Source organism: Pseudomonas sp. P20, from assembly GCF_016463925.1.
Taxonomy (GTDB): Bacteria; Pseudomonadota; Gammaproteobacteria; order Pseudomonadales; family Pseudomonadaceae; genus Pseudomonas; species Pseudomonas aeruginosa.
The window spans coordinates 50,098-73,364 of record NZ_JAEMVM010000028.1 but is presented as its reverse complement, the minus strand read 5'-3'; the positions used below and the strand labels follow the sequence as shown (position 1 = coordinate 73,364).

The 23,267-nt window shown below is 67.2% G+C and carries 21 protein-coding genes; 7 read left to right on the top strand and 14 right to left on the bottom strand.

The window, feature by feature from the left end:
• The first annotated feature begins 348 nt into the window (after positions 1–348).
• A complete protein-coding gene (locus JHD77_RS26170) occupies positions 349–987 on the top strand; it encodes a hypothetical protein (RefSeq protein WP_003083705.1) in 639 nt (212 codons plus the stop codon).
• Here the strand turns inward: JHD77_RS26170 and JHD77_RS26165 are convergent.
• From JHD77_RS26165 to vgrG1b, 9 genes are all read right to left on the bottom strand, one after another.
• The gene (locus JHD77_RS26165) at positions 974–2,545 is read right to left on the bottom strand and encodes a SulP family inorganic anion transporter (protein ID WP_031756519.1); all 1,572 of its coding nucleotides are present in this window, start codon (positions 2,543–2,545) and stop codon (positions 974–976) included. The two genes, JHD77_RS26170 and JHD77_RS26165, sit on opposite strands and share 14 nt — an antisense overlap.
• 210 nt (positions 2,546–2,755) lie before the next feature.
• Complete coding sequence (locus JHD77_RS26160; RefSeq protein ID WP_003083701.1) at positions 2,756–3,484, bottom strand: carbonic anhydrase; 729 nt, start codon at positions 3,482–3,484, stop codon at positions 2,756–2,758.
• 375 nt (positions 3,485–3,859) lie between these two features.
• Complete coding sequence (locus JHD77_RS26155) at positions 3,860–5,092, bottom strand: TIGR02270 family protein (protein ID WP_004351987.1); 1,233 nt, start codon at positions 5,090–5,092, stop codon at positions 3,860–3,862.
• A 6-nt stretch (positions 5,093–5,098) separates the two neighbouring features.
• Positions 5,099–6,013 carry a WD40/YVTN/BNR-like repeat-containing protein gene (locus JHD77_RS26150; RefSeq protein WP_003110650.1) on the bottom strand — a complete coding sequence of 305 codons (915 nt, stop codon included), beginning with the start codon at positions 6,011–6,013 and terminating at the stop codon, positions 5,099–5,101.
• 10 nt (positions 6,014–6,023) lie between these two features.
• Positions 6,024–6,971: a DUF4150 domain-containing protein gene (locus tag JHD77_RS26145; RefSeq protein WP_003123791.1), complete on the bottom strand. Its 948-nt coding sequence runs from the start codon at positions 6,969–6,971 to the stop codon at positions 6,024–6,026.
• Entirely contained in the window at positions 6,972–8,009 is a 1,038-nt protein-coding gene (locus JHD77_RS26140; protein WP_003110648.1) for a 3-oxoacyl-ACP synthase, read from the bottom strand.
• Entirely contained in the window at positions 8,006–9,118 is a 1,113-nt protein-coding gene (locus JHD77_RS26135; RefSeq protein ID WP_003161053.1) for a DUF2169 family type VI secretion system accessory protein, read from the bottom strand. Before JHD77_RS26135 ends, JHD77_RS26140 begins: the two co-directional genes overlap by 4 nt.
• 16 nt (positions 9,119–9,134) lie before the next feature.
• The gene (locus JHD77_RS26130) at positions 9,135–9,584 is read right to left on the bottom strand and encodes a DUF6484 domain-containing protein (RefSeq protein WP_003101196.1); all 450 of its coding nucleotides are present in this window, start codon (positions 9,582–9,584) and stop codon (positions 9,135–9,137) included.
• 27 nt (positions 9,585–9,611) lie between these two features.
• Positions 9,612–11,837, bottom strand: coding sequence for a type VI secretion system spike protein VgrG1b (gene vgrG1b, locus JHD77_RS26125; protein ID WP_009314913.1), 2,226 nt, complete (start codon positions 11,835–11,837; stop codon positions 9,612–9,614).
• 253 nt (positions 11,838–12,090) lie between these two features.
• On the opposite strand from vgrG1b, the gene eagT6 reads away from it, so the two are divergent.
• The 6 genes from eagT6 to JHD77_RS26095 are packed head-to-tail and all read left to right on the top strand — an operon-like array spanning position 12,091 to position 15,205.
• A complete protein-coding gene (gene eagT6, locus JHD77_RS26120) occupies positions 12,091–12,525 on the top strand; it encodes a type VI secretion system effector EagT6 (RefSeq protein ID WP_031755577.1) in 435 nt (144 codons plus the stop codon).
• 15 nt (positions 12,526–12,540) lie between these two features.
• On the top strand, positions 12,541–13,833 hold the full coding sequence (gene tse6 / locus JHD77_RS26115) for an NAD(P)+ glycohydrolase Tse6 (RefSeq protein ID WP_019396397.1): 1,293 nt from the start codon (positions 12,541–12,543) through the stop codon (positions 13,831–13,833).
• The gene (locus JHD77_RS26110; protein WP_003104961.1) at positions 13,830–14,114 is read left to right on the top strand and encodes an immunity protein Tsi6 family protein; all 285 of its coding nucleotides are present in this window, start codon (positions 13,830–13,832) and stop codon (positions 14,112–14,114) included. The genes tse6 and JHD77_RS26110 overlap by 4 nt, the downstream gene beginning before the upstream one ends.
• Entirely contained in the window at positions 14,111–14,656 is a 546-nt protein-coding gene (locus JHD77_RS26105) for a hypothetical protein (RefSeq protein WP_009314908.1), read from the top strand. The genes JHD77_RS26110 and JHD77_RS26105 overlap by 4 nt, the downstream gene beginning before the upstream one ends.
• A gap of 46 nt (positions 14,657–14,702) precedes the next feature.
• Positions 14,703–14,966 (top strand): hypothetical protein, encoded by a 264-nt coding sequence (locus JHD77_RS26100; RefSeq protein WP_003123786.1) that lies wholly within the window; start codon positions 14,703–14,705, stop codon positions 14,964–14,966.
• An 11-nt stretch (positions 14,967–14,977) separates the two neighbouring features.
• Positions 14,978–15,205, top strand: coding sequence for a hypothetical protein (locus tag JHD77_RS26095; RefSeq protein WP_269326411.1), 228 nt, complete (start codon positions 14,978–14,980; stop codon positions 15,203–15,205).
• 6 nt (positions 15,206–15,211) lie between these two features.
• Here JHD77_RS26095 and vgrG1a read toward each other — a convergent pair whose 3' ends face one another.
• The 5 genes from vgrG1a to tssE are packed head-to-tail and all read right to left on the bottom strand — an operon-like array spanning position 15,212 to position 23,266.
• Positions 15,212–17,143: a type VI secretion system spike protein VgrG1a gene (gene vgrG1a, locus JHD77_RS26090; RefSeq protein WP_003142374.1), complete on the bottom strand. Its 1,932-nt coding sequence runs from the start codon at positions 17,141–17,143 to the stop codon at positions 15,212–15,214.
• A gap of 46 nt (positions 17,144–17,189) precedes the next feature.
• Positions 17,190–19,898 carry a type VI secretion system ATPase TssH gene (gene tssH, locus JHD77_RS26085; RefSeq protein ID WP_003104967.1) on the bottom strand — a complete coding sequence of 903 codons (2,709 nt, stop codon included), beginning with the start codon at positions 19,896–19,898 and terminating at the stop codon, positions 17,190–17,192.
• On the bottom strand, positions 19,891–20,937 hold the full coding sequence (gene tssG / locus JHD77_RS26080; RefSeq protein ID WP_003104969.1) for a type VI secretion system baseplate subunit TssG: 1,047 nt from the start codon (positions 20,935–20,937) through the stop codon (positions 19,891–19,893). The genes tssH and tssG overlap by 8 nt, the downstream gene beginning before the upstream one ends.
• Complete coding sequence (gene tssF, locus JHD77_RS26075; RefSeq protein WP_003083676.1) at positions 20,901–22,760, bottom strand: type VI secretion system baseplate subunit TssF; 1,860 nt, start codon at positions 22,758–22,760, stop codon at positions 20,901–20,903. The genes tssG and tssF overlap by 37 nt, the downstream gene beginning before the upstream one ends.
• Positions 22,757–23,266 (bottom strand): type VI secretion system baseplate subunit TssE, encoded by a 510-nt coding sequence (tssE, locus tag JHD77_RS26070; RefSeq protein ID WP_003104971.1) that lies wholly within the window; start codon positions 23,264–23,266, stop codon positions 22,757–22,759. Before tssE ends, tssF begins: the two co-directional genes overlap by 4 nt.
• Position 23,267 lies beyond the last annotated feature (1 nt).

Here is a 23,267-nt window from a genome sequence, read left to right as displayed (position 1 = left end):
TTATCCCGCCGGCAGACGCCAACGGCCAAGGGGTGGACCGCCAAGACAACGAACTTTGACCGTCGCACCTCGGCACACAGCAAGGCAGGCCGGGTTCATCAGGTTCAGCATTCGAGTGGGAGTATAGACAGCGGCTGCGACATAACAACGCAGCGTAAAAACGTCGCTGGAAAGTGCCGATTCTTCTCTAAAAGCCGCGAGCGGCGTGGCTTTGCAGGCGAATGGTGGCCGCCTGATATATCATCCTCGCATAACCACGAAGCGATTATGACAATCGCGTCTTAGCCGGCGCGCGCCGCCGGCTATGTTTCTCCTCTTCTTCACCATCCCCGTTGTATGGGAGACCCCATGAACACCGCTGCCCTCCGTGAACTCATCCAGCAGGCGCACCTCAGCGAAGCCCGCCACGGTCACCTGGCTGATCTGATAGCCAGCCGCCTGCCCCGCCTGCATCGCACCATCCAGCCGCAAGGCGAGAACACGGAAGACATACTCACCCGCTTCGTCCACGCCTACGTCGAACAGGTACCGGACCTGCTCGACGCCGCCAACAGCGTGGCCCGCGAAGCCGGCATCGAGGAACGGATCAAGCCGGTGCTGAAGGTCGCCGAGCAGTTCTTCCTCACCCCGCCGGCGTTGCTCGCCGGCCATGACGGCCTCGACGCCCTGCTCGACGAAGCCTACCTGGCGCACCGCCTGGTGGAAGAAGTGAACGACCGCTACATCGCCCACTTCGGCCAGGCACTGATCCCACTGGACACCACCGTAGCCAACCTGGTGGCCCACCAGTTGATCGGCGAGCCCTTCGCCAACCGGCTGGACGAAGCCGTCCACCATGCGGTGGAGAACATGCTCGACGCCACCACCTTCGACGCCGACTCGGCCCGCGCCTACCGCGAGAACCTGAAGAACCCGCGGGTGGTCGCCGCCTGGCAGCAGTGGCCGTGCCTGTCGAAGCAGCTCGGGGTGGAACTCAGCTTGGGCTGACCGCCCCGCCATTGCGCGCGCCGCCCAACCCGACGCTGCCGCGCAGGCGCCCTTCCAGGCGACGCTTCAAGGCGCGCGGTTCGATCACCAGGCGCGAGCCCTGCACCGGTGCCATCCGCCCCCAATCCTCGAGCAGCTCCATGCAGGCATGGTCGACATAGCTGAGGTTATCCATCGGTACGTGCAGGGTGGTCCCCGGCTTGACCTCGTCGAGCACCCGCGACAGCGCCGGCACCTTGAGGAAAGTCGCGGCGCCGCTCAGGCGCAGCTCGGCTTCATGCTCGCCGGTGTAGCGCAGGGCGATCTTCAGCCGCGCCGCCTTCAGCACCAGCTTCAGCAGGGTCAGGGCGAAGCCCACCAGCACGCCGGTCAGCAGGTCGGTGAAGACGATCGCCAGGGCGGTGGCCGCGTACACCAGCATCGGCATCCGGCCGTAGCGAGAGAGGTTGCCGAGGGCCTTGAAATCGACCAGCTTGACCCCGGTATAGACCAGCACCCCGGCCAGGCTCGCCACCGGAATCTGCCGCAGCAGGCTGCCGAGCAGGAGGACGAAGGCGAGCAACCAGAGGCCGTGGAAGATCGCCGAGGCGCGGGTTCGCGCACCGGCATTGACGTTGGCCGAGCTGCGTACGATCACCCCGGTCATCGGCAGCGCGCCGAGCATGCCGCAGAGCATGTTGCCGACCCCCTGGGCGGACAACTCGCGATCCATGTCCGAGCGCGGGCCGTCGTGCAGGCGATCCACCGCCGCCGCCGAGAGCAGGGTCTCCGCACTGGCGATGAAGGCCACCACCACCGCCGCCAGCAGCAGGGAGGGATCGGCCAGGGCCAGCAGGTCGGCCGGGCGTAGCCAGTCGATGGCCTCGCCGAGGTTGGCCGGTACCTCGACCCGCCGCACGTCCAGCGCCAGCCAGAGGCTGGCCAGGGTCGCCAGGCTCACGCCGAGCAGCGCGCCGGGTAGGAAGCGCAGGCGTTGCGGACGCAGCTTGTCCCAGCCCCACATCACCGCGATGGTGCCCAGCCCGAGCAGCGCCGCGTCGAGGCCGCTGTCCATGCCCAGCGAACCGAGCGCGGCGAACGCCGCCTGGGGGAATGCCAGCAGGTTGTCGAGGCCGGACGCCTTGGGCGCCAGGTCGAGCATCACGTGCAATTGCGAAAGGACGATGAGGATGCCGATGCCGGCGAGCATCCCGTATACCACCGCCGGCGAGGTGACCCGGAACCAGCAGCCCAGGCGCAGCCGCCCGGCGAGCAGCTGGATGGCGCCGGCGAGCAGCAGGATCGGCCCGAGCATGGCCACCCCGTAGGTACGCACCAGTTCGAAGACCAGCACCGCGAGGCCGGCCGCCGGGCCGCTGACCTGTAGCGGCGAGCCGGCCAGGAAGCCGACCACCAGGCCACCGACGATGCCGGTGAGCAGGCCCTTGGCCGGCGGCATCCCGGAGGCGATGGCGATGCCCATGCACAGCGGCAGGGCGACGAGGAACACCACCACGGAGGCCATCAGGTCCCGCGGCAACGTGTCCCGGAGGGACGGAAACACCTTTGAAACATGCATGGCACAGTTCTCCTGCGAATTTTTTCCACGACGAGGGAGCGACGCCAGGACCAGGCCCGGCGCCGGTTGTGTGTGCGCAGTGTGTTTTTTCTTGTAATAGCGACCCGTTCAGCCCCGGAACGGGGCTTCCCAGAGGTCGTCCATGGCAGGAACGGCGAAAGGTGACGCGAAAACGCTGTTGTTATCCGGCGGCCCGCACGGCCGCCGCTATCACGAGTTCAGGTAGCGCGGCGCGGGCGTGGCCATCGGCACCGGATGCTCGCCGTCGAGGGGCAGGAAGCGACCCTGCTTGGCGTCGTAGGCGCGGATCTGCGCACTCTCGATGTCGTACACCCAGCCGTGGATGAACAGTTGCCCGCTGGCCAGGCGCGAGGCCACCGAGGGGTGGGTGCGCAGGTGATCGAGCTGGGCCACCACGTTCTCTTCGGTGAGCACCCCGAGGGTGTCGTGGCTGGCGCCGCAGTCGCAGTTGTCCGCCACCACCGTGCGTGCCACCTCGGCGTGCCGCAGCCAGGCCTTGACCGTCGGCATGCGTTCCAGGGTCTGCGGGTCGAGCACGGCGCGCATCGCCCCGCAGTCGGAGTGGCCGCAGACGATGATGTGGTGCACGCCCAGCGCCAGCACAGCGTATTCGATGGCGGTGGAGACGCCACCGTTCATCTGCCCGTAGGGCGGCACCACGTTGCCGACGTTGCGGGTGACGAACAGGTCGCCGGGGGAACTCTGGGTGATCAGCTCGGGAACGATGCGCGAATCCGCGCAGGTGATGAACATCGCCCGCGGCCGCTGGCTATTGGCGAGCTTCTTAAACAGCGCCTGCTGCTCGGGAAAGACCTCCCGGCGGAAATGCTGGAATCCATCGACAATCCTTTTCAATGCATCGTCAGCGCTTTCCTGCTCTGGAGAATCGGACTTAACGCCCCGCATACGGTCTGGCATGGTTCGGAACCTCGATGAGTGGATCGATTGAATTTTCCCACGTCTGCCGACGCTTTCCCCATAGGAAAAAGGCACAACAAACGCAGAGCGACCTACGTGACCGATCGGTCACTTCTGGTGCTCAACGCTAATGCCCGAAGCTTAACCATAAATTAAAAAATCCCTCTATCTCGCACGTTGTCAGCTTTTTTCACGATATTTCCAGAGGATGTCGACAGGCTATCATGGCAAACGAGTGGCATTTCCATTCGCCCCGCATAAGTGGTGAAAGGTTTCAGTCAACCGGTTGGCTACGTGCAGGGAAATTCGTCGAATGGGAAAACCCGGCGCACCGCGCCAGCGGCCATGACCTGACCGCCCGGTGCCAGCCAGCTATCAGAACAGGTCCAGTTGGCGGCGCACCGGCGCACCGGTGGGGAACAGCGGCAGGTTCGGCACGAAGCGCGCCAGCAGGCACGCCGCAGCCATCCGCTGGCGTTGCTGGCCGTCGCGCAGGACCTGGCGGCAGCGCGCCTCGCCCAGCGGTTCGCCGAGCAGGTAGGCGCGCCCGGCGACGAAACGCGCGCCGTGGTCACGCCACCAGGCGGAGACTCGCTCCGCCTCCGGCCAGCTAAGGTTCTCGTCGTCGTCGAGGGCGACGTTGTCGTCGTCGGGATCGTCGTTGGGGCCAGGGTCGTAGTCGGGCAAGGCCTCCAGCTCCAGGTCGAGCAGCGCCAGGTCGGCGCCGGTGATCAGGCTGAAGGCCTCGCCGGCGACCCGCGCCAGACTCTCGTCGCGCATCTGCTGGATCAGCCAGGGCACCGCCACCGGATCGCCGAACAGGCCGGTGGCCTGGATGCCGATCCGCCGCGTGTCCGCCGCCTGCATCAGTTGGCGAATCCAGGCCATGCTGGTGTCGCGCGGCTGCCAGGCGAGCAGCACCATGGTCGCCGGCAGCTGGAACGGGCCGGGCTGCCCGGCGAACGCACGCAATGGCCCCAACGCCTCCTCGTCGCCCATCTGCGCGGTGGCCCAGTTGGCCCAGAAGCGCAGGCTCGGGTCATCGTGGGCGCGATAGGCGCGAATATTCGCCATCAGGTCGCGCCGACGCAGCTCGCCGGCGGTGCGCGCGGCGCGCGCCAGCACCGCCGGGTCGGCGTGGCCAAGGGCGGACAGCAGCGCCGGCCCCGGGTCATGCCGGTGCATGCCGCAGGCGGCCAGGCCAATGGCGCGGAACAGCGGCTCGGGCGAGGCCAGCAGGCGCTCCACCCAGGGCCGCGCCTGGCCCCAGTCGAGCCAGCCGAGGGCTGCGGCGAAGAATCGCGCGCCCTCGGGAAAACGCCGTAGGTGCTCGCACAACTGGGCCAGGGCTGTACCGTTCGTGCCACGAAACACCAGTATCGCAGCGACGAAAACCTCTCCCTCGGCGTTTGTGTCCAGCGCCTTCAGCACCAGGTCCAGGCTCCTCAGTCCACCTATCTGCAACGCATCCAGATGCGCCTCAATCCGATTGTCGAGATCCAGCAGGTGCGCCAGGTCGTAGTGGGGAGCACGCACGGCATGGTCGCGCAGCCCCGCCAGAAAGCCGGCCTCCTCGACGTGCTGGTCGATGACAGCGGCGACATTCATCGTCGATCAGTTCTCCGGGCAGACATGACGCTGCCAGGTGCCGCCGTCGTAGCTGAGCACGCATTCATCGCCCACCACCCACATCACCTCGGGTTTGGCATCGATGGCGTAGTAAGCCTTCTTACCCTGCACTGGCACCTTGGTCTCACTCAGGCGCGTACCGTCGTACTCGAGCAACTGGTCGGTCGCGGTCACATAGAGCTTGCCGGCGAACTCCACCATATTCTCCAGTACCTCCGAGCACAGGTCGCGGTCGCCGATATCGGTCCAGCCGACCTGTGCGCTGCCGCGTAGCAGGATGCCGCCGGAACCGCCTATGTAGACAGTGCCATCGGCGGCGCAGTGCACGCAGTAGAGCGGCAGGTTGGTGGGCGCCGCCGATGCCTGCCAGCCCTTGCCGTCCCAATGCCAGATGGCGCCGGCATCGCCGACGGCATACACATCGTCGCGCGAAAACCCGTCTATACCGTTCAGGCAAGCGGTAACCTCGTCCCCCAGGGGGACATAAAGCCCCTGGTCGATACGCTGCCAAACGCCCTTGTTCTGCCGCAGCACCTGGTTCTGGGTGCCGCAGGCATAGAGCTCACCGTCCACCTCGCAGAGATCCATCAGGTAGACGTTGTCGATGTCCAGCGTGGCATCCGTGCTGGACTGCCCGGACGGGTGTTCACGCAACAGGCCGGCGCGTCCCAGGAAGCAGTAGTCACCTTTCTGCTGCCCGCGCCGCGGACTCCTCTGCAGGGCGCTGTAGACGACTTCGGGGATATCGTAGACGTGGAACCAGTCGTCCTGGTCGATCATCATCACCCGGGTCACGCTGGGTTCCGCGCCCTCCAGGTAGAGGTGCCCGGCGAGCAGCGCCTCTTGAGGCCCGATCGCAATGACGTTGGTGAAATAGAGGGCGGTCTCGCTCTTTGCCATGGTTCAGTTCCTATGGACGTCCCGCAGGTGCCGGCGCGGAACGCGCGGGTGGTATGACTTTTCCCGCCGCGCCCGAGGCGCGGAGGTTCGTGGCGGTGGTGCAGCCCGGCCCCTTCTTGGGCTTGGCCTTGTAGTACTGGTCGAGCTGGAAGGCGACGCACTCCTTTTCTTTTTTCGTCAGCTCGCGCGGCGGGCTCAACGCTCCCCCTGCCGAAGCAGCCGCGGTGTTGCGCGCGGTTTCGTACTTGAACGGCTTGCCTTTGTCGAAGTGGTCCAGTTCGACCGGATCGAACTTCGCGTGACAACGCTTGTGCGAGCCCTGGTGCTGGTTGCCGCGCGACACACAGATCACCGGGGCCTTGGAGTGGCTGTAGCCGGCCTTGCCGCGCATACAGCGACCAGGAATCAGGTGGTGGCCGGTCTGTGCGCCCCCGCCCGCGGTGCTAGGGCACGCCTTGCTGTAGGGCTGCAGGCGCAGGTGCTCCATGCCGGCACACTTGCCGCCCGGCTTGAAGGCCGCCTTCATCTTCGAGGTGTGCGGCCAGGTCGCGGTATTGCCGGGAGAGGGGTTGTGGTTGTGGGTGGTCAGGTCGAGATGGCGGACGACGTTCAGGCCTTCGATCTTCACGTCCATCGACCATGAAGTGAAATAGACCTTGCCGGTATTGGTACTGGTGATGATGCCTTTCTTCGGCGCACGCCCAGCCTCGTCGCCGTAGCTCTTCTTGAAGTGGCTCTTGTTCTTGAGCATCACTTCCTTGCGGGTGATCCTTACGGTCCGGCTACCTCGGGTGGTGTCCTTCGACATGCCGGTATTAGGGTAGGGGACCGGCACGCCCAACGGCGTCGGTGGTGCCTGAGGCGGCGTGAAGCAGACGTCGGGGAACGACGCTATCGATTTCCCCGAGGCCGACTTGCAGGAGAGCTCGCGGCCGTTGGCATAGACCTCGTTGGCCATCTAGTTCGCCCTCACTCGCTGGTAGCCAAGCACCACCGCGGCCCGTTCGCCAGCATCGTTGCCCGAATGACAGAGTACCTGCGGGCCGTGTGCATACCCCTTGCGTGAGGCGGCAAGGGCGATGCACAGCAGCGCGGGGCCTGTCATCGCTCCGCACTCGCCGATGCAATCCGCAGGGCTCCAGAGTTCGACACGCTCCTTGCGCACCCGCAGGGTTCGACTCAAGGCCAGCGCGGCCTCCTTGAAGTAATACTGCTCGCCGGGGAGGTCTGCCAGGCGATAGTCGACAAGTTCGTAACCGAACCCGCAGTCCGCGAACGCCGCTTTCACCGCCTGGGTGAGGCCGTCCGCCCGCAGCGGCAGGCCCTCGCTTTCGACGGTAGCCTTCTCCACCCCGAACCCCAGCCCCAGGCACAGCAATTGCGGTTCCTCGCTGGCGCACGCGGCCGTCACCAGTACCGCCGCCGCGCCTTCGCCGGGGATGAAGCCATCCTGGCAGTGGCTGCCCAGCAGCCGGTCGCGTTCCTGGTAGGCCGCCAGCGTCGCCGCGGTCAGGTAGGAATCGACTCCGGCGATCAGCACCTTCGAACACCCCTGTTCGATGAGCTTGCGCGCGTTGAGGAGCGCCACCGCGGCGCTCACCCGACCGCGCGGGATGACGCAGGAACGTTCATGGAAGCGGTAACCCAGGCGCTCTTCGATGGCCTGTAGCAAAGGCTGCTCCAACCCCGCCAGTCGTCCGGGCCGGTCGACTTCGGCAACGCCAAGCAGCAACGGCATTTCGCGAATGTCCTCGGCGGGCAACCCGGCCACACATTCGGCGATGGCCATGGCAGCCATCCCCACCAATTGCGCGTAGCCGGAGGACGGCTCGGGCAGCATCACCGGAGCGCCGACCAACCATTCGCCGCCCTGGTCGATGAAACGCGTCTCCTGGAAGTTGTCCAGGGCGCAGCGGATCGCCGCGCAGCTGGCCGGCGCGCTGAGACCGACCGCGCTGACCATGCCGGAGGCGACGATGCTCAGGGCCTGGCTCATGCCTCGTCCTCCTCGGCCTGGCGGCTGCGTGCCAACGCGGCAAGCGAGGGGTAGTAGTCCTTGCCCAGCTCGCGGGCGCGCCACCAGGCGGCGGACTTGCTGCCGACCAGCACCTGGGCGATCTCGAACAGGTTGCGCTTCAACGGCCGGCGAATGCGCCAGGTGACTTCCACGCGACGGGCGTCGCAGTCCACCAGCAGGGTATCGATCCGTGCCTGCGCGGTTTCGTGGCCACCCTTTTTCAGGAAGAAGGTCACCGGGACCTCCCTGCGCGGCACGCGGAAGGCCGCGCGCTCCTCGCCGGTGAGGTTGAGCAGCAGGACCTCCTCGCCGCCGCGCAGATGGTCGGTCCACTGGTCGGCCGGCGCGGACTGGAAGTAGCGCTCGTCGAAGTCGGCGGGCAGGAACGGGAAGCGCTCGGCCAACCAGGCGTCGTCGTAGCGGCCGGCGAAGCCGACCCGGGCCTGCCAGTGGCGGCCGAGCGGGCCGAGCGCCATCGGCGTGAAGCGGCCGTGGGGGCTGTCCACCGGCTCGCCGAGCTTTTCCGTGGCCGGCATCGGCGTGCCGACGATCTCGGCGGTGTCGGCGCTGCGCGGAAACCAGCCACATCCGGCCGGATTGGCCATGTAGCAATCCATGAAACCGGGGTTGTCCGGCGAGGCATGGCTGCCGCCGAAGGCACTGGCGTAGGAAATGTCCTGGCTCTGGAACGGCTGCGCGACGCCCGCGCCGGCACCGAGCAATCCCGGTTCCCACTGGCGCGGCCCATGCACCGCCAGCGCCTTGCTCACCCGGCCGACGCGGATGCCCGCGGTCAACTGCTGTACCGGCCGCCCGCCGGGCGCCTGGGCGCTGCCCAGCACCAGCACATCGCAGAACGGCTTGAAGGGAACGAACTCGCACTCCCGGCGCGGCGCGGAAAACCCCGGCTCGCCATAGAATTCATCGACCATCAGCAGCGTCTGCTGCTCGTCCAGCAGGCGCGCCTCGCGACCGTCCAGCGGCAGGTCGAAACTGCCCTTGGCGATCACCACCAGCGACTCCCGGCCTTCGGCGTCGAGCCCCTGGTTGTAGGCGGCGGCCAGCGGGGTGGCGTTCAACAGTTCCATGTCGGGCCCGCCGCGCTCAGTTGATCTGCACCGAACCGCCCTTGATCCGGTTGACCCCGGTGGAGCGGCTGGAAAGATAGGCGCCACGGATGATCACCTTGCCGGCGCGGGTCAGGGTGATGCTGGCCTTGCCACAACGCAGGACGATCTCGCGTTCGGCACTGAACTCCAGGCGCTCGCCGTCCAGTTGCGCCAGCGCTTCCTGCGGCAGGCGCTGGATGCGGCCGATCAGCAGCGGCTGGCGCGGATCGCCGGCGACGAACATCAGCGCTACCTGGGCGCCGATGTCGGCGCGACTGAGCTGGGTGGTGGTGGCCGCCGCCAGGCCGTGCTCGCTCGGGCAACCGGGATAGGCGACCACCGGAGCGGCGGCGTCCGGCACGTCGAGGAGGACGCCGATGACCACGCCGTCCAGGCGCGCGGGAAGGGCCGTCGTGGCCCCGGGTAGATGGATCTCGACACTCATGCGCTGACTCCCTGGCTCTGCGCCGCTTCAGTTCTGGAGGATCTTGCGTCCCTTCACCACCACGTTCTTGTCGGCCTTGACGTTGATCGCCCCGGATCCGTCGATGGTGATGTTCTTGCCGCTGATGACGATGCTGCCGTCCTTCTTCATGCGGATGCTGGCGGCACCGGTGACCAGGGTGATCGAGTCGCCGGCGTTGAGCGTGAAGCTCTTGCCCACGTCCAGGCTATCGTCCTTGCCCACCGAGGTATCGCGGCCCTGGCCGACGCTGCGCGACTCGTTCTTGCCGATGCTGGTGCTCTGGTTGCCGCCTATGTCGATGGTCTCGTTGGCGCCCACCGACTCGCTGCGGTCGGCGCCGATGCTGATCGTCTCGTTGTTGCCCACCGACTCGCTACGGTTCGCGCCGATGCTGATGGTCTCGTCGTTGCCGACGTCCTCGGTGCGATTGGCACCGATGCTGATCTTCTCGTTGCTGCCGACCTTCTCAGTGCGGTCGACGCCGATGCTGATGGTCTCGTTGCTGCCGACGTCCTCGGTGCGGTTCGCGCCGATACTGATCTTCTCGTTGTTGCCGACCTTCTCGGTGCGGTCGACGCCGATGGTTATGGTCTCGTTGTTGTCCACGGTCTCGGTGCGATCGTGCTTCACGTGCACGGTCTCGTCGTGGTCGATGGTCTTGGTCCGGTCGTGGCCGACCCAGTGGGTCTCGTCGTTCTCGACCTCGATGTCCTGGTTCTTCTCGGCATGGATGAACAACTGCTCGGCGCCCTTCTTGTCCTCCATGCGGATCTCGTTGAAGTTGGCCGGCGTGCCGCCCTTGCTCGAACGGCTCTTGGTGCCGCTCTGGGTAGCGTTCGCCGGCAGCTCGTAGGGCACCGTCTGCTCGGCGTTGTAGACCCGCCCGGTGATGATCGGCCGGTCCGGGTCGCCTTCGAGGAAGCTGACGATCACTTCCTGGCCGATCCGCGGGATCTGGATCGAGCCCCAGTTCTTCCCCGCCCAGGCCTGGGAGACGCGCATCCAGCAGGAGCTGTTCTCGTTGGACTGGTCGTGGCGGTCCCAGTGGAAATGCACCTTGACCCGGCCGTACTGGTCGGTCCAGATCTCCTCGCCCTTGGGCCCGACCACCACCGCAGTCTGCGGGCCACGGACGATCGGCAGCGGAGTGGTCGGCAAGGGGCGGTAGGCCTGGCCGGCATCGATGCAGTCCAGCTCGCTTTCGAACTGCGCGCCCACCCCGCCGCCGCCGGTCTCGTAGAGTTCCTGGACCACCCGGTAATCGGCGCCGACCACCAGGTACTCGCGGTTCTGGTCCTCGCGCGGGTAGCCGCTGAGCTTGAACAGGTGGCCCGAACCCAGGCCGCGGGCGCGGCCGCGCAGGCGCACCCGTTCGTAGCGCGCCTGCAAGGCTTCGATACGGGTCCGCGCGTACTGCTCGCCGTCCTGGCTCTGTACGTATTCGCCAGGGTAGTCGTACAGCGGGTAGTCGGCCGCCGCGTGCGAGCGGGCGATGTTCGAACGCACCTCCAGGCGCGCGCCGGGACGCTGGAAGTCGTAGTCGTTGAGGCTCAGTGAGCCGGACTGCACCTCGCGCGCCATGTGCCAGTCGTAGAAATGGTCGCGCTCGCGCTGTTCCAGGGTCGGCGGGTAGTAGGGCACGCTGGCGTAGTTCGGCGGGCTCTGGTGCGCGCCATAGGCGTCGGATAGAACCAGGATGTGCCGATTCCGCTCGTGGCGGAACCAGTAGTAGATGCCTTCCTGCTCCATCAGCCGGCTGACGAAGTCGAAACTGGTCTCGCGGTACTGCACGCAGTATTCCCACTCGCGGTAGGAGCGGCTCAGGGCGTCCTCGAAGTCGGAGAAGCCGAGGTCGCGGAACACCTGCTTGATGATGTCCGGGACCTTCTGGTTCTGGAAGATGCGGCAGTCGGAGGTGCGCGTCAGCAGCCACAGCCAGGGGCGCAGGGTGACCTGGTAGCTGGCGAACTGGCCGTTGCCGGATCCCTGGCTGCAAGCGGCGACGATGCCGTGGAAATGCCGCCGGCTGCCGTCGTGCAGTTCCAGCGCCAGGCTGGCCGGCTTGCCCAGCAGCCCGTCGAGTGGCAGGTCGGGGTTTTCCGAGATCAGTTCCAGCTCGTAGGCGAACGGCCGGCCGAGCTCTTCGCGACCCTCCATTCGCTGCAATTGCAGGACCTCCGCGCCGAGCGGACTGTCGACCCGGACCAGGCGGGTCTGTTGCGCAAGTGCCATGAAATCATCCTTGATCCACGTCCATCACTGGCGCCGTTGGAGCGGCACCACCCAAGCAGCATAGGCGCGGATGCGGTAGGAAGGGGAGATGCGTGACACAGATTCCGACGAGCGCCCCGACCGACGGTGAACAGGCAGAAGGCCATCACGAAAGGCCGCTTCGGGCCAGGAAAGCCTTGATTCGCGAGCAACATTCCGTAAAGCTTTTGTCCAGCAATGACTCACTCAGAATCCTAGGGAAGGGGTTAACACAGTGACGCTCTATCGCCTCCACGAAGCCGATCTCGAGATTCCCGATGCCTGGCAGGACCAGAGCATCAACATCTTCAAGCTCCCCGCCAGCGGCCCCGCCCGCGAAGCCAGTTTCGTCATCAGCCGCGACCCCAGCCAGGGCGACGCGCCGTTCGCCGACTATGTCGCCCGCCAATTGGAAAACGCCGAGAAGCAATTGCCCGGCTTCAAGCTGCACAAGCGCTGGGACCTCAACATCCAGGGCCACGCCGCCGTGCTCCTCGACTACCAGTGGCAGCGCGAGGGCCGCGACCTGATGCTGCGCCAGGTATTCATCGAGCGCCGCCCGGCGGTGCTGATCACCACCCTGACCACCACCCCGGCTGACCTGCCGCACCACGAGCCGGCCTGGAAGCAGGCGATGCAGACCCTGGTCCCGCGCCCGACCCCTAGCTGACCCGAGTACCGACGCATGGATGCGCAAGCCGCCGCCCGACTGGGCGATGAGATAGCCCACGGTTTCGGTGTCGCCGCGATGGTCGCCGGAGCCGTGGCCGGAGCCCTGATCGGCGCCGCCGTGGTCGCCGCCACCGCCGCCACCGGCGGCCTGGCCGCGGTGATCCTGGCCGGCTCGATCGCCGCCGGCGGGCTGTCGATGTTCCAGATCGTCAAGGGCCTGACCACCATCTTCGAGCTACCCGAGCCGACCACCGGGGTGCTCATACGCGGCAGCTTCAACGTCTACGTGAACAGTCGCAACGCGATGCGCGCCGGCGACGACGTCTCCGCCACCTGCAGCGGCCTGCCGCTGAACCATCCGCTGTGGCCGTTCCCGGTGCTGATCGCCGAAGGCAGCGCCACCGTGTACATCAACGGCAAGCCGGCGGCGCGCCTGCAGAGCAAGATGGTCTGCGGCGCGCACATCAAGACCGGCAGCCAGGACACCTTCATCGGCGGCCCCACCGAGCGGGTGGCCTTCGTCCTCGACCTGGAGGAATGGCTGCACACCGGCCTCGAGGCGCTGGGCCTGGCGGCCCTTGCCGGCGGCCTGCTGCTGGCGGCGATGGCCGGGGTCGCGGCGCTGGTTGGAGTGGTCGCCATCGGCGGCCTGATGATGGGCGGCATGGCCCTGCTCGGCGACCTCGGCGACCGCCTCGGTCCCGGCTACCGCGACCTGTTCCAGGGCGTGGCGGGGATGGCATTGCTGGGCTTCGGGCCGAAACTCGCCGGTCGTCGTCCGGCAGCGGTGACCTCCGAAACCGCGCAACGACGCGCCTACCTGAACAACAAGTTCGGTCGTTCCGGCAACCTCGACCACGACATCAACTACCGCGGGAATCGTGAAACCGCCGCCAAGTTCTTCAAGTCGAAGGACATCGATCCTGCCGATGCCGAGTCGTACATGAACGGCCTGGACTTCAACCATCCGGTCCGTGTGGAAACCCTCGCGCCCGGCAAGAACCTGTGGCAGTACCAGTCCCCCGGAGCGCCGCAGGGCAACTGGTATACACTCAGCCCGCGCGTGCAGCCCACAGAGCTGGGAATCAACCCCATGGGCACCAACCGGGCGGCGAACACCATCGAACCCAAGGTCCTCAACTCCTACAGGACGACCCAGAAGGTCGAGGTCCTGCGCAGCACCGCTGCGCCGACCGATGACTTCTGGTCGGTAAAGGGACAGTCATATCCCGCCAAAGGCGGCGCGCAACAACTGTTCTCCAACGAGAAAGGCTCCTTCGGTCTGCTTCCCCGGGAGGGATCATGACACCCATCGAATACATCGACCGCGCTCTGGCGCTGGTCGTCGACCGGCTGGCCCGCTATCCGGGATACGAGGTCCTGCTGTCCGCGGAAAAGCAATTGCAGTACATCAGGTCCGTCCTGCTCGACCGCAGCCTGGATCGTTCCGCACTGCACCGGTTGACCCTCGGCAGCATCGCCGTGAAGGAATTCGACGAAACCGACCCGGAACTCTCCAGGGCCCTCAAGGACGCCTATTACGTCGGCATACGCACTGGCCGCGGCCTGAAGGTCGATCTGCCGTGAGCGATACGCCCGCTGAGGTCTGCGAAAACCTCCTGGCACGGGCACTCACCAATGACGATCTGGTCGCGTTCCTCGTCGGCGAGCAGCCCTATTTCATCGAAAGCCATAGCGGCGAAGAGGAACCGCAGGACGTGTGCCGGGCCATCGAGCGCTGCTTGTTGCCATGCTGGCAAAGCGGTCGTTTTCCCTACCTTCCCCGCCGCTTCGCCGACACCCTGCTGAAGATCCTCGCCACCTATCCCGATCGCAACCGGGCGATCTACGTCGCCCAGAACTGGATCTGGTACTACCGCTTCTGCCTGTCGAAGAAACGCGCGAATCCGCAGGGCCCCTACGGTGATCTGTTCGAGGTCGACCTCGGCGCCGTCGCGGTCGCGCTGAAGCGGCAGCTCGAGGCGAACAAGGACGAACTGATCCGCGACACCCGCTGGGCGGGCGCTACCTGGAACAGCAGCAACGGCCTGTGGGGTCCGCTCTTGCGCACATCCACGACGGTACGCGACAAACTCGACGGGCCGGATTTCGTTCCCGACACCCCGTGAGGCACGGACGCTGACGCCAGCCGAACGAACCAGCGAGAAGCAACCGATGAATCTGCAAACCTACCTGGTCAGCCGCGAGCACGTCTTCAGCATCGGTATCGAGACCGACTCCGGCCAGCACTACCTGTCCTTCCCGGTGGGCAACCGCCTGGTGGACTACGAGGAGTACTACCGGATCGATGCCGACGACTTCGCCCGCTACCTCCGCGACATGGGTTCGGCGCTGGAGTTCGTCGAACGCTGCCGACGCCGGCAAATGGACCATCTGCTGCTGGTCGCACCCGGCAACGACCGCGGCAGCGCGCTGTAGCGGCGATGGGCATGCACAAGGGCGAAGCCTTCGCCAGTCGGGACATCTACCTCGACTACGATTTCGAGGCGGTCACCTACCGCTGGGACCACCGCACCGCGCTGATCTACGTGCGCTTCTACGGCACAGCGGAATGCCCGGAGCCGGTGGCGTATCACAACCGGCTGTTCAACGACGCGTTGCGCTTCGGCCGGGAGATCAGCCGCGAGGAATATGAACGCGGCTTTCCCTTCCGCTAAGCAGCCTCAGCCCTTCGCCGGCGGCGGAAACATCGCCTGTACCTGGCCGTCGATGGTGCCCTGCACGCCCTTGCCCTTGGCGTCGACCTCGCTGGCGCCGCCGGAATTGAGGTCGAGGCGGCCGCCGGTGTCGATGTTGCCGTTGCCGCTGGCGTAGAGGTTGAAGGCGCTGCCGGAGATATTGATGGTGCCGTCGGCGTTGAACTCCACCACGCTCTTGCCGCAGACCAGGCGGATCTGCGCGCCGGCCTCGATCAGGTAGGTGCCGGTGACGCTGTCGCTCTTCGCCCCGCCCACCAACAGGGTGTCGTTGAGCTTCACCGCGCGGGTGCGGTTGTTGCCGATGCGCGCCAGCTCGTCGTGGCCGATGCTCTTGTTGCGGTCGTGGCCGACCGACAGCGAGGCATCGTTCTCGACCAGGTTGTCCTGGTTGCGCTCGGCGTGGATGTATAACTGCTCGGCGCCCTTCTTGTCCTCCATGCGGATCTCGTTGAAGTTGGCCGGCGTGCCGCCCTTGCTCGAACGGCTCTTCATCCCGCTCTGGGTGGCGTTCGCCGGCAGCTCGTAGGGCACCGTCTGCTCGGCGTTGTAGACCCGCCCGGTGATGATCGGCCGGTCCGGGTCGCCTTCGAGGAAGCTGACGATCACTTCCTGGCCGATCCGCGGGATCTGCATCGAACCCCAGTTCTTCCCGGCCCAGGCCTGGGACACGCGAATCCAGCAGGAGCTGTTCTCGTTCGACTGGTCGTGGCGATCCCAGTGGAAGTGCACCTTGACCCGGCCGTACTGGTCGGTCCAGATCTCCTCGCCCTTGGGTCCGACCACCACCGCGGTCTGCGGACCCCGCACCACCGGTACCGGAGTCTGCGGCAGGAGACGGAACGACTGGCTGGCGTCGATGCAGTCCAGCTCGCTCTCGAACTGCGAGCCGGCGCCGCCGCTGCCGGTTTCGTAGAGTTCCTGGACCACCCGGTATTCGGCGCCGACCACCAGGTACTCGCGGTTCTGGTCATCGCGCGGATAGCCGCTCAGGCGGAACAGGTGCCCGGCGCCGATCCCGCGCACCACGCCGCGCAGGCGCACGCGCTCGTGCTGCGCCTGGATCGCCTCGATGCGGTTGCGCGCGTACTGCTCGCCGTCCTGGCTCTGCACGTATTCGCCGGGATAGTCGTACAGCGGGTAGTCGGCCGCCGCGTGCGGCCGGGCGATGTTCGAACGCACCTCCAGGCGCGCGCCGGGGCGCTGGAAGTCGTAGTCGTTGAGGGTCAGCGAACCGGGCTGGACCTCGCGTGCCATCTGCCAGTCGAAGAAGTGGTCGCGCTCGCGATGGCCGAGGGTCGGCGGGTAGTACGGCACGCTGGCGTAGCCACCCGGGCTGCGATGCGCGCCGTAGGCGTCGGAGAGCACCAGGATGTGGCGCTTCTGCTCATGGCGGAACCAGTAGTAGATGCCTTCCTGTTCCATCAGCCGGCTGATGAAGTCGAAGCTGGTCTCGCGGTACTGCACGCAGTATTCCCACTCGCGGTAGGGGCGCGTGAGGGCATCCTCGAAATCGGAAAAGCCGAGGTCGCGGAACACCTGCTTGATGATCTCCGGCACGCTCTGGTTCTGGAAGATGCGGCAGTCCGAGGTGCGCGTCAGCAGCCACGGCCAGGGCCGCAGGGTGGCCTGGTAGCCGGCGAACTGGCCGTGCCCGGCCACCTGGCTACAGCGCGCGACGATGCCGTGAAAGAAGCGCCGGCTGCCGCCGGGCAGCTCCAGCGACAGGCTCATCGGCTTGCCGAGCAACTGCTCCAGCGGCAGGTTGGGATTTTCCGATACCAGGTGCAGCTCGTAGGCGAACAGCCGTCCCAGTTCCTCGCGCCCCTCCATGCGCTGCAACAGCAGCACGTCCGGCCCCAGCGGGCAATCCACCTGGACCAGGCGGGTCAGTTGCATCAATCCCATCGACGGTTCCTTCTACTGCTCTGCGTGTCGCCGGTTGTCACTCGGCCTCGGCGAAGTCGTAGTGGAACTGGTTGTCGCGGCTACTGATACGTACCCCGGCCAACGGCTTGCCTTCGAGCATGCGGGTGAGGAACTCGCGGCTCATGTCCGGCAACAGCGTGTTGGTGAGGATCGCGTCGATCATCCGGCCGCCGCTCTCGGTCTCGGTGCAGCGCGAGACGATCAGGTCGACGACGCCCTCGTCGAACTCGAACGGCACCTTGTGGGTCGCCTCCACGCGCTTCTTGATCCGCCCCAGTTGCAGGCGCGAAATGGCCTTGAGCATGTCGTCGCTGAGCGGGTAGTAGGGGATGGTCACCAGGCGGCCGAGCAGCGCCGGCGGGAAGATCTTCAGCAGCGGTTCGCGCAGCGACTTGGCGATGGCTTCCGGCTCGGGCATCAGTTCCGGATCGGCGCAGAGGCTGGCGATCATCTCGGTGCCGGCGTTGGTGGTGAGCAGGATCAGGGTGTTCTTGAAGTCGATCACCCGGCCTTCGCCGTCCTCCATCACGCCCTTGTCGAAGACCTGGAAGAAGATCTCGTGGACATCCGGGTGGGCCTTCTCCACTTCATCCAGCAGCACCACGCTGTAGGGCTTGCGACGCACCGCCTCGGTCAGCACGCCACCCTCGCCGTAGCCGATGTAGCCGGGCGGGGCGCCCTTGAGGGTGGAGACGGTGTGGGCTTCCTGGAACTCGCTCATGTTGATGGTGATGACATTCTGCTCGCCGCCGTACATGGCCTCGGCCAAGGCCAGCGCGGTCTCGGTCTTGCCCACCCCGGAGGTGCCGGCGAGCATGAACACGCCGATCGGCTTGCTCGGGTTGTCGAGGCCGGCGCGGGAAGTCTGGATGCGCTTGGCGATCATCTCCAGCGCGTGGTCCTGGCCGATGATGCGCTTCTTCAGGTGCTGGTCGAGGTTGAGCACGGTCTCGATCTCGTTGCGTGCCATGCGGCCGACCGGGATGCCGGTCCAGTCGGCGACCACCGAGGCCACCGCCTGGTAGTCCACGGTCGGCAGGATCAGCGGCTCTTCGCCCTGCAATGCGCTCAGTTGCGCCTGCAGCTCCGCCAGCCGCGCATGCAGCGCCTGGCGCTGTTCCTCGTCGAGACGCGCCTCGCCTTCGCCCAGCGGCACGCCGCCGGCGTCCACCGCTTCGGCGGCGGCACGCAGACGGGCGCGGGTCTCCAGCAGTTCGTCGACCAGGCGTTTTTCCTCGGCCCAGCGCTGCTCCAGGGCGGCCAGGCGCTCGCGCTCCTCGGCCAGCAGGGTCTCGGCGTTGCGCTGGCGTTCGGCGGTGGCGACGCCGATGGCGCTCTCGCGGCGGATGATCGCCAGCTCGGTTTCCAGCGCCTCGATGCGCCGGCGGCTATCGTCGACCTCGGCCGGCACCGCGTGCAGGCTGATGGCGGTGCGCGCGCAGGCGGTATCCAGCAGGCTCACCGACTTGTCCGGCAGCTGGCGCGCCGGGATGTAGCGGTGCGACAGCCGGACCGCCGCCTCCAGCGCCTCGTCGAGGATCTGCACCTGGTGGTGCTTCTCCATGGTCGACGCGACACCGCGCATCATCAGGATGGCCTTGTGCTCGGACGGCTCGTCCACCTGCACCACCTGGAAACGCCGGGTCAGCGCCGGGTCCTTCTCGATGTGCTTCTTGTACTCGGCCCAGGTGGTCGCCGCCACGGTGCGCAGGGTGCCGCGCGCCAGGGCCGGCTTGAGCAGGTTGGCGGCGTCGCCGGTGCCGGCCGCGCCACCGGCGCCGACCAGGGTGTGGGCTTCGTCGATGAACAGGATGATCGGCTTCTCGGAACTCTGCACGTCTTCGATCACCTGGCGCAGGCGCTGCTCGAACTCGCCCTTCATGCTCGCCCCGGCCTGCAGCAGGCCGACGTCGAGGGCGCGCAGTTCGACGTCCTTCAGCGCCGGCGGGACGTCGCCGGCGACGATGCGCAGGGCGAAGCCTTCCACCACCGCGGTCTTGCCGACGCCGGCCTCGCCGGTGAGGATCGGGTTGTTCTGCCGGCGGCGCATGAGGATGTCCACCAACTGGCGGATCTCCTCGTCACGCCCGACGATGGGGTCGAGCTTGCCGCTACGGGCCTGCTCGGTGAGGTCCACGGTAAAGCGCTTGAGCGCCTCCTGCTTGCCCATCGCGCTCGGCGCCAGGGCGCCGCTGGCCTCGCCCGGGGCGGCGCCGGCGTTGAAGCCGTCGCTGGCCGACAGGCCGTTCTCCGGCGAGGCGCCGACGTACTCGTCGAAGCGCTCGGTGAGCGCCTCGACCTTGAGCTTGGCGAATTCCGCCGACAGCCCGGTGAGGGCATGGCGCAGGCTCGGCGTCTTGAGGATGCCGATCACCAGGTAGCCGGTGCGCACCTGGCTCTCGCCGAACATCAGGCTGCCGTAGACCCAGCCGCGCTCCACCGCTTCCTCGACATGGGAGGACAGGTCGGTGATCGAGGTCGAGCCGCGCGGCAGGCGGTCGAGGGCCTCGGTCAGGTCCTTGGCCAGGCGCGCCGGGTCGATCCCGGACTGGCGGACGATCTGGTGCAGGTCCGAGTCCGGCAACTGGAGGATCTGGTGGAACCAGTGCACCAGCTCGACATAGGGATTGCCGCGCAGCTTGCAGAATACCGTGGCGGCCTCGATGGCCTTGTAGGCCAGGCTGTTCAGCTTGCCGAACAGCGCAACGCGACTGATCTCACTCATGTTCCTTCTCCTTGTGCTCGTGCGGCCGCGCAGTGGCGTACTGGCGGGCCAGCAGTAGATCCCTGGCGTCCTGGCCGGGATCGCCCAGCCAGGTGTTGAAACCGAGCCGCCCGCCGCCCTGCAGGCCCAGCGGGGGTACTTCGTGGCGTTGCAGGACCAGGTTGACGTCCCAGTCCAGCTCCTCGCCCAGGTATTCGGCGACCCAGGCGGCCAGCTCGACGAAGTGGTCGCCGTCGGGCAGGAAGCGCTGGTATTGATCGAGGTCCAGCGGCCCCAGGCGCAGGCGGAACTTGTGCTGGCGGTCCCAGACGTGGGTGCCCAGGCAGACGTCCATGCCCAGGCTCGTCGAGTCGACGCCGAGGCGGCTGCGCTCGGGCAGCTCCAGCCATTGGCCGACGTATTCCTCGACCGCCACCGGGACCTCGAAATACTCCGCGAGGATCACCCGCAGGCCGTCCGGGTAGCGGGTCTGCGCGGCGAGGTGGCCGGTGTAGTAGTAGCGTGCGGTATCCGCCAGCGGCTCGCGCCCCCGCAGGCTCGGCATGCCGCGCCCGGAGAGCGCGGCGAGGCGCGCCGACCAGTAGTCGTCGTCGATCCGGTCGTGGCTGATCTCCGGCCGCGCCTCCGCCCAGGCCCGGTAGAACAGGGTCAGCAGGCGGTGGTGGAAGACGTCCATGAAGCGCTTGAAGGTCGCGTCGTTGACGTTGCGCTGGCGTTCCCGGGCGTATTCGGTGAGGTGCAGCGGCAGCGGCCCGTTGGGGCCGGTGAGGCCGAAGAAGAACTGGTCCAGGCGCGGCACCGCAGCGGTGCCGGCCTGGCTCACCGAGGCCAGGGTCGAGGGCGCGAAGGTGCAGTCGGGCTTCTGCCCGAGACGCAGCGGGTCGTCCGCCAGCCGCACCGAATGACCGAGGCGCGGCAGTTGCGGCGACTCGCACTCGATGCGCCGCAGCGCCTGGAAGAAGTCATAGTCCCAGGGCGCCGCCGCCATCCCGGCGAGCAGGTTCAGAGGTTCGGACGGCTGCCCGGCTTCGCCTGCCATCTCATCACCTCGCCCCGTTCGCCGGTGCGCAGCACCGTCTCGGTAAAGCTGTTGATCGACACGTAGCGTGCCAGGAAGCGCTCGAACACAGCGCCGAGAAGGAACACCCCGGTGCCGCGGAACGCGTTCTCGTCGAAGTCCAGGGTGATCTCCAGGCCACGGCCGAAGACGATCGGCCCGGGCATCGGCAGGCGCCGCGTGCAAGGCTTGCTGCTGACCTCGCGCAGGCCCTCGATCTGCAATTGCAGCGCCGGATCGCCGCTGTCGCCGTAGAGCCGCAGCAGCTCGCGCAGGGCGGCGGCGCCCTGGCCGCGCTCGGCCAGCGACAGGTAGTTCAGCGACAGCTGGCTGATCAGCCGCCAGGCGCTGGCATCGTGGGCACGGCTGGCGCGCGGCCGGCTCGGTCCGGCGAGGCAGCGCACCTGCATGACCGGCGCGCTGTCCTCCAGGGTGAAGTCGCTCTTGTGCGCGCCGATCGGCATGAACAGCGGCAGGTCGCGGTTGGTGCACAGCGCGGCGATGCCGAGCTGGCGCAGGTCGTGGCGATAGGGCGCCTGGTTGGCGTCGACCAGGGCGACGAAGGTCTCGCTGCCGACGTAGGTCGAGCGCGGGCCCTTGCGCCGCTGCTTGCTGGACAGCACGCGCGGTTCGCGGCGCACGCTGAAGTAGGCCTGCTCGCGGCCGTAGCGCGCCGGGTCGCGCACCGCGTAGAACGGTTGGAAGGGTTGCTCCGGACCGCTGCCGTGGCCGCTCACCTGTTGCAGCGAATGCACCTCGAAATCCAGCGGACGGGTGCGGTCGACGATCACGTGATGCTCGTTGACCCGGTCGGACAGGTGGATGCGGTCGCAGCGGCGCGGGAACAGGTTGATCGCCGGGGTGCAGAACGGCACCAGTTGCTCCGCGTCCACCGTGCCCTCCAGGCGCTGGTCGTGCTTGCCGAACAGCACGACCAGTTCCAGCTCCTCGCCGTGGCATCGACGCAGGGCGCGGTTCAGGCCGGAGAACTCGACGAACAGGAAGCGCGCCGGCAGGGCGAAGTATTCCTGCAGCAGGCGGTAGCCCTGGAACGCCCGCGGCACCACCGGCAGCAGCGCGTCCTCGTCGTCGAAGCCGCGCGCACGCAGGCTGCTCGTCGGCAGGCGTTCGACCCAGGCATTGTCCGGGGCGCGGACGAACACCGCGCAGGCGTTGCCGAGCAATTGTTCGTAGAGGCGGTAGGGTTGTTCGTCGGCGCCGTGCAGGTAGAGCGGCAGGGCGTCCAGCGACAGGCTGTCGAACGGGATGCCGGCGCCGCTGCGCAGGCGGATGCGCAGGCCGGCCTTGGCCCGCGGCTCGCTGGCGGCGAGGCGGCCGAGCACCGCGGCGGGATTGCCGAAGTAGTCGGCCTGGGCCACTTCCAGCGGCCACAGGGTCACCGGATGGGCGGTGCGGTATTCGCAGGCGGTCTGGTCATCGGGGCCGAGCTGGCCGCGCAGGGAGGCCCCGCGCTCGACACTGAAGCCGCTGCTCAGGGCGCCTTCGTTGGGGTCCGGGCGCAACTGCACCACGGTCATCGACGGGGTCGGCGCCAGGTAGTGCGGGTAGGCGATTTCCAACAGGTTGTGGGTGAAGGTCGGGTACTCCGCGTCGAGCTTCAGCTGGACCCGTGCGGTGAGATAGGCGAAGCCTTCCAGAAGGCGCTCGACGTAGGGGTCGGCGCACTCGAAGCCGGACAGCGACAGGCGCCCGGCGATCTTCGGGAATTCCTCGGCGAACTCCGCGGCGCTTTCGCGGATGTGTTGCAATTCCTGGTTGTAGTACTCGAGCAGGCGCGGGTTCATGTACGCCTCCGCTCGCCCTGGGCGACGCGCACGTGGCCGGTCTCCAGGTCCAGGTTGGTGGTCAGCAGCAGGCGCAGCGGCGCCGGTTCGGCCCAGAGGTCGCCCTCGATCTCGAAGCTCAGGGCGTTGTGGTCCATCTCGCCGGGCAGCAGTTGCGCGCGCACCCGCAACGAAGAACGGATGATGCGCGGCTCGAAGGTGGCGATGGTCTCGGTGAGCAGCGCCTCGATGGCATGCACGTCGACGCTCGACGCGGTGTGCCCGGCCAGCGCCGGCAGCCCGTAGTTGAGCACCGAGTTGCCGGCCGGCATCCGTGCGGCGGGGCCGTGGTCGAACAGCGAAGTGGTGTTGAACAGCCACGCCAGGTCGCGCAGCACCGAGGCCTTCAGCTGGTTCAGGGTCAGCACCCGGCGCTCCGCGGCTTCCTTGAGGTTGCCCGGCTCGTCGTCGGTGAGGCGGTCGAGCAGCGACGGCTGCAGGCGCTCCTGGAGGGTCAGTTCGGCCATG